This window comes from Shimia sp. (genome assembly GCF_041624275.1).
Lineage (GTDB): Bacteria > Pseudomonadota > Alphaproteobacteria > Rhodobacterales > Rhodobacteraceae > Shimia.
Genome location: NZ_JBFJVE010000188.1, coordinates 1 through 5,728, shown reverse-complemented (window position 1 = coordinate 5,728; position 5,728 = coordinate 1). Strand labels below are relative to the sequence as shown.

The 5,728-nt window shown below is 65.8% G+C and carries 7 protein-coding genes; 4 read left to right on the top strand and 3 right to left on the bottom strand.

Features of this window, described 5'->3' with window-relative positions; genetic code table 11:
- The first annotated feature begins 10 nt into the window (after positions 1-10).
- The gene (locus ABZD10_RS13010) at positions 11-244 is read left to right on the top strand and encodes a transposase (RefSeq protein WP_372887075.1); all 234 of its coding nucleotides are present in this window, start codon (positions 11-13) and stop codon (positions 242-244) included.
- A 125-nt stretch (positions 245-369) separates the two neighbouring features.
- On the top strand, positions 370-1,191 hold the full coding sequence (locus ABZD10_RS13005) for a bifunctional allantoicase/(S)-ureidoglycine aminohydrolase (protein WP_372887074.1): 822 nt from the start codon (positions 370-372) through the stop codon (positions 1,189-1,191).
- Between the two features lie 27 nt (positions 1,192-1,218).
- Here the strand turns inward: ABZD10_RS13005 and ABZD10_RS13000 are convergent, their stop codons facing one another.
- Complete coding sequence (locus ABZD10_RS13000; protein WP_372887073.1) at positions 1,219-1,713, bottom strand: ureidoglycolate lyase; 495 nt, start codon at positions 1,711-1,713, stop codon at positions 1,219-1,221.
- Positions 1,710-3,122 carry an allantoinase PuuE gene (gene puuE / locus ABZD10_RS12995; protein ID WP_372887071.1) on the bottom strand — a complete coding sequence of 471 codons (1,413 nt, stop codon included), beginning with the start codon at positions 3,120-3,122 and terminating at the stop codon, positions 1,710-1,712. The genes ABZD10_RS13000 and puuE overlap by 4 nt, the downstream gene beginning before the upstream one ends.
- A 147-nt stretch (positions 3,123-3,269) precedes the next feature.
- On the opposite strand from puuE, the gene uraH reads away from it, so the two are divergent.
- A complete protein-coding gene (gene uraH, locus ABZD10_RS12990; protein ID WP_372887070.1) occupies positions 3,270-3,623 on the top strand; it encodes a hydroxyisourate hydrolase in 354 nt (117 codons plus the stop codon).
- A gap of 5 nt (positions 3,624-3,628) precedes the next feature.
- Here uraH and ABZD10_RS12985 read toward each other — a convergent pair whose 3' ends face one another.
- Positions 3,629-4,549: a LysR family transcriptional regulator gene (locus tag ABZD10_RS12985; protein ID WP_372887069.1), complete on the bottom strand. Its 921-nt coding sequence runs from the start codon at positions 4,547-4,549 to the stop codon at positions 3,629-3,631.
- Positions 4,550-4,649: 100 nt separating this feature from the next.
- On the opposite strand from ABZD10_RS12985, the gene ABZD10_RS12980 reads away from it, so the two are divergent.
- A partial coding sequence (locus ABZD10_RS12980; RefSeq protein WP_372887067.1) for a urate hydroxylase PuuD occupies positions 4,650-5,728 on the top strand: 1,079 nt, incomplete at its 3' end.

Sequence of the window (5,728 nt, the reverse complement as noted above, 5' to 3'; positions counted from 1 at the left end):
GGTCGAGTTGGTGCGCGCGCGGGGCGGTGAGGCGCATATCCCGACCCAGAGCCGCGTCCGCATCCAACGCAGCGTTCCAGCCGACCTTTACCGGAAGCGTAACCTCGTTGAGCGATTCTTCTGTAATCTCAAACAGTTCCGCCGTATCGCCACCCGGTTCGAGAAACACGCCGCCAACTTCATGGCTGCCGTCGCACTCGCATCCGCAAGGATCTGGCTACGCGCAATTGAGTCCGCGCCCTAGGCCGACCGGGGGCGGATTTTCAAAAAACGGCATAAGGTGATGTCGTCGCTTGGAGTCTGGCGCCAAGGTCGGGGAAACCGCATATTCGGCCCCGTTCAGCAGCGAAATGCACGGGGAAGGGCGCCATGAGCACATCCTATTACGCGCCGCAGGGCGGGCATCCCGGTCAGGACCGGCTTCTGACCGACCGGGCCGTCTTCACCGAGGCCTATGCCGTGCTTCCGAGGGGCACGATGCGCGACATCGTGACCAGCGCCCTGCCTTTCTGGAAAGGCACCCGCCTCTGGGTGCTCGCCCGTCCGCTGAGCGGATTTGCCGAAACCTTTTCGCAATATATCATGGAGGTGCAGCCGGGCGGCGGCTCGGCGCGCCCCGAAAGCGACCCGGCAGCCGAAGCGGTGCTGTTCGTCGTCGAGGGCACCGCCAGCCTGAGTGTCGACGGCGCGACCCACGAGATGACCCCCGGCGGCTATGCCTATCTGCCGCCCGCCAGCGACTGGACGCTTTTCAATCGCAGCACCGACACCCTGCGCTTTCACTGGATCCGCAAGGCCTATGAGCCGGTCGACGGGCTGGCGGCACCGGATGTGCTGATCCTCAACGAGAAGGACATCGCGCCGACCCCGATGCCCGGCACCGATGGCAAATGGGCCACCACGCGTTTCGTCGATCCGGCCGACCTGCGCCACGACATGCATGTCACCATCGTCACATTCGAGCCCGGCGCGGTGATCCCCTTCATGGAAACCCATGTCATGGAGCACGGGCTCTACGTGCTCGAGGGCAAGGCGGTCTACCGGCTGAACCGCGACTGGGTCGAGGTCGAGGCCGGCGATTTCATGTGGCTGCGCGCCTTCTGTCCGCAGGCCTGCTATGCGGGCGGGCCGGGGCGGTTCCGCTATCTTCTCTACAAGGACGTCAACCGCCACATGGCGCTGCGCCGCTGACCGGCACCGGGGCTCGCGGCCGGACGGTCATGTGCCGGGCCCGTCGATGACATAGGGCGTGTCGAACCAGTGTTCCTCGAGGTTGTCGCCCACTCCGATGCGGTCGATCACCGCGAACAGCCCCGGTTCCGCCAGCGGCGTCAGCACACCATGCCAGATGCCCCGGTGCAGGTTGATCGCCTGCCCCGGAGCGGCAACGAAGGCAAGGGGAAGGCCCGGCACGCCCGCGTTGTCGGCCGCGACGACGACAAGGAACGGATCCTGCGACATCGGCACGAAGGCCTGGCTGCCCAGCGGGTGGCGCTCCATCATGCGCAGGGTCAGCGGCAGGGTTTCCTTTTGCGCCCGGAACAGGCTGAGCCCGGCGCGACCCTTGGCGAAATCAAGCCGCGCGCGGTCGTGATAGCGGCCGCATCGGCCCTGGTTGATCCATTTGTCCGGCGCCCCCGAGGCCTCGAGCAGGTCACCGAAAGGGGCGAAACCCTCGGCCGTCAGCGGCAGGGTCGTCAGATGCCGGCTCATCGGCCCAACGCCTCTTGCAACCGCAGCAGCGCGATCCTCTCCACCTGCCGGCAGGCCTCGTCGAATTCGCGGGCCCGGTCATGGTCGATGCGCCGCCTGAAGGCCGCGAGAATACCGGCCTTGTCGTGATCCTTCACCGCGATGATGAAGGGAAAGCCGAATTTCTCGGTATAGGCCGCGTTGAGCTCGGTGAACTCCGCGCGTTCGGCGTCGGTCAGCATGTCGAGACCGGCGCCGGCCTGCTCGGCGGTGCTTTCGGCGGTCAGCCGGCCGGCGGCGGCCAGCTTGCCGGCGAGGTCCGGATGGGCGCGCAGAACCGCGAGGCGCCGGGCCTCGTCGGCCGAGCGGAACACCCGCGCCAGCGCGCCGTGCACCCCGGCGGCGCTGTCATGGGCCGGCCCCAGCTCGAGATCAAAGGCCGCCTCGGCGATCCAGGCGCTATGTTCGAAAATGCCGCCGAAGGCCGCGACAAAGGCCGCCCGGTCCATGTGCGAAGGCCTGTCCCGGTGCTGCGGCGGATGCTCGTGCGCCCAGTGATCGGCGATCTGTTCGCGGGTCGCGAACCAGACGCCCTCATGCCCCCGGATATGGTCCAGAACCCGCTTCAGCGCCGCTGCCCGCCCCGGACGCCCGGCCAGCCGGCAATGCAGCCCGATCGACATCATCTTCGGGGCACCCGCCCGGCCCTCGTCGTAGAGCAGGTCGAAACTGTCCCTGAGATAGCTTTCGAACTGATCGCCGGTGGCGAAACCCGCCTGAATGGCAAAGCGCATGTCGTTGCAATCCAGCGTGTAGGGCACGATCAGCTGATCGCGCCCCCCGACCCGCATCCAGTAGGGCAGGTCGTCGGCATAGCTGTCGGCGATATAGGCAAAGCCCCCCTCTTCGGCCGCCAGACGGACCGTGTTCATCGAGCAGCGCCCGGTATACCAGCCGCGCGGCGCCTGCCCGGTCACCGCCCGGTGCAGCGCGATCGCCTCGCGGATCTGGCGGCGCTCTTCCTCGGGCGGCATGTCCCTGTGCTCGACCCATTTCAGACCGTGGCTGGCGATCTCCCAGCCTGCGGCCTGCATCGCCGCCACCTGCTCGGGCGCGCGGGCCAGCGCCGTCGCCACACCGTAGACGGTGACCGGGGTCGCCGCGAGCAGGCGGTGCAGGCGCCAGAACCCGGCCCGGGCCCCGTATTCGTAAAGCGATTCCATGTTCCAGTGGCGCTGGCCGGGCCAGGGCTGGGCGCCGGTGATCTCGGACAGGAATGCCTCGGAGGCCGCATCCCCGTGCAGGATGTTGTTCTCGCCGCCCTCTTCATAGTTCAGGACGATCTGCACCGCGATCCGGGCGTCGTCGGGCCAGTTCGCCTGCGGCACCCGGGCGCCATGGCCGGTCATGTCTCGGGGGTATCTTGTCAACTTTCAGTCCTCTGGTCTGGCCTGTTGATATACCAGACAGTCAGGGACGGTTTTCAAAAAAGATCAAATGGAGTCTTCGCCCAATGGGGCTTTGCCTCGGCCCGGCCAACCGGATTAAATGAGGCCACCCCAGCAGGAGACAGCGCCATGACCGGCTTTCTGACCACCCATGTTCTCGACACCGCGCGCGGTTGCCCGGCCGAGGGGCTGATCGTCGAGCTTTACCGGATCGTCGGCGACCAGCGCCGTAAACTGGCAAGCATGCAAACCAATGCCGACGGGCGCACGGATCAGCCGATCCTTCCGCCCGACGCCTTCGAGACCGGAGAATACGAACTTCTGTTCCACGCCGGCGCCTATCTCGATGCCATCGGGGCGCAATCAGAGCAGCCGCGCTTTCTGGACATCGTGCCGATCCGCTTCGGCCTTGCGGAGGCCTCGCATTATCACGTGCCGCTGTTGCTGTCGCCCTTCGGCTATTCCACCTACCGGGGCAGCTGAAGCGGTCAGCGGCGCCCGGCGCCGGCCTCGATCGCTGCCGAGACCCGCTGAACCATGAAATCCATGAACAGGCGTGTCTTGGGGTCCTGCATGCGGCGGTGCGGATAGAGACAGGCCATCTGGATCGCCTCGGGCGGGGTCCGCTCGGCCACCGGCACCAGCGTGCCGGCCCTGAGATGCTCGGCCACTTCGAAGACCGGCTTCAGCACCACCCCGTACCCGGCCAGCGCCCAGTCGGTCAGCACGTCGCCGTCGTCGCATTCATAGCGCCCCGAGACCGCGAACTTCCGCGGCCCCTTCGGCGTCGACAGCCTCCACTGGAACTCGGCCGCGCCGGGATAGCGCAGGTTCAGGCATTCATGCCCGCCGGCCACCAGATCTTCGCCGGTTTCCGGCATGCCGCGGGCCTCGATATAGTCGGGCGAGGCACAGAGCACGCGGGCCACGTCGGCGATCTTGCGAATGCGCATGGTGCTGTCTTCGGGCTGGCCAAGAAAAAACGCCAGATCAAGCCCCTCGGTGGTCAGGTGGACGGCGCGGTCGGTCAGCCTGAGGCGCAGCTGGACATCGGGGTATCGTTTCAGGAATTCCGGCACCTGAGGCGCAATCAGCCGTCGCCCCAGCCCGAGGGGCGCGGCGACATGCAACGCGCCTTTCAGGTTTTCGGTGATGCTGGTGATCCGGGCCTCGGCGCGGTCCACCGAATCCAGGATCTCGGTCGCCCCGCGGTAAAAGGACCTGCCCTGTTCGGTGGGCGCCAGGCTGCGGGTGGTGCGCTGGAAAAGCCGCACCCCGAGATGCGCCTCGAGCTGCGAAATCCGCGACGAGGTGACCGCCGGAGAAACCCGAAGATCCCGCCCCGCCGCCGACATGCTGCCAAGCTCGTAGACGCGGACAAAGGTGCGTATGTTGTCGAGATAGGACATTGTTCCGTTTTTTTTGATACTGCTTGGCTTTCCGTCTCGATACCAGAAGAAATGGAATTGGAATAGACATGCACTGAGAGCTGCCTACAGGAGACCCGTGGTGTTTGAACTGGCTATTGTCTGGGACTGGATCGCCTTTTCGGTGCGCTGGCTGCACGTCGTCACCGCGATGGCCTGGATCGGGGCCTCTTTCTATTTCATCGCGCTCGACCTGATGCTGAAGCCGGGCAGCCATCTGCCAGAGGGCGCCCAAGGCGAGGAATGGGAGGTCCATGGCGGCGGCTTCTATCACACGGTCAAATACATGGTGGCCCCCGCCGAACTGCCCGACCACCTGACCTGGCACAAATGGCAGAGCTACACGACCTGGCTTTCGGGTTTCGCGCTGTTGGTGATCCTCTACTGGATCGGGGGCGACCTTTACCTCTTGGACCCGAGCAAGGTCGAGATGGCCCTGTGGCAGGGCATCGTGCTTTCCGGCGGTTCGCTGGCAATCGGGTGGCTGTGTTACGACGCCCTGTGCAAATCCCGGCTGATCGACCGGCCGACCCTGCTGATGCTGGTGCTTTTCGCGATACTGGTGGCGATGTCATGGGGCTACAACCAGCTGTTCACCGGCCGCGCGGCGCTGTTGCATATCGGTGCCTTCACGGCGACGATCATGACCGCCAACGTCTTTTTCCAGATCATTCCCAACCAGCGCATCGTGGTTGCCGACCTCAAGGCCGGGTGCCGCCCCGACGCCAAATACGGCAAGATCGCCAAGGTCCGGTCGACCCACAACAATTACCTGACCCTGCCGGTGGTCTTCCTGATGCTGTCCAACCCCTACCCGCTGGCCTTTGCCACCGAACATGCCTGGGCCATCGCCAGCCTGATCTTCCTGAGCGGCGTCACCATCCGGCACTATTTCAACACCCTGCACAGGACCGGCCGCGGGCCGCTCTGGACCTGGGGCGTCACCCTGTTTCTGATGCTGGCCATCGCCTGGCTTTCGACCTTCTCGGGGGGGGAAGGCGACGAGGCCGCCGAGGCCCTTGCCCTGACCAACGCCGAGCGCAAATACGCCTCGGCCGCGGGCTTCGACGAGGCCTATGACACGGTGATCGGGAACTGCTCGATGTGCCATGCCCGCAGCCCGGCCTGGGAAGGGATGCACTGGCCGCCCAAGGGGGTGGT

Coding starts and splice junctions, on each gene's coding strand:
- ABZD10_RS13000 (WP_372887073.1), bottom strand. CDS start 1,713: ATGAGCCGGCATCTGACGACCCTGCCGCTGACGGCCGAGGGTTTCGCC.
- ABZD10_RS12985 (WP_372887069.1), bottom strand. CDS start 4,549: ATGTCCTATCTCGACAACATACGCACCTTTGTCCGCGTCTACGAGCTT.
- uraH (WP_372887070.1), top strand. CDS start 3,270: ATGACCGGCTTTCTGACCACCCATGTTCTCGACACCGCGCGCGGTTGC.
- ABZD10_RS13005 (WP_372887074.1), top strand. CDS start 370: ATGAGCACATCCTATTACGCGCCGCAGGGCGGGCATCCCGGTCAGGAC.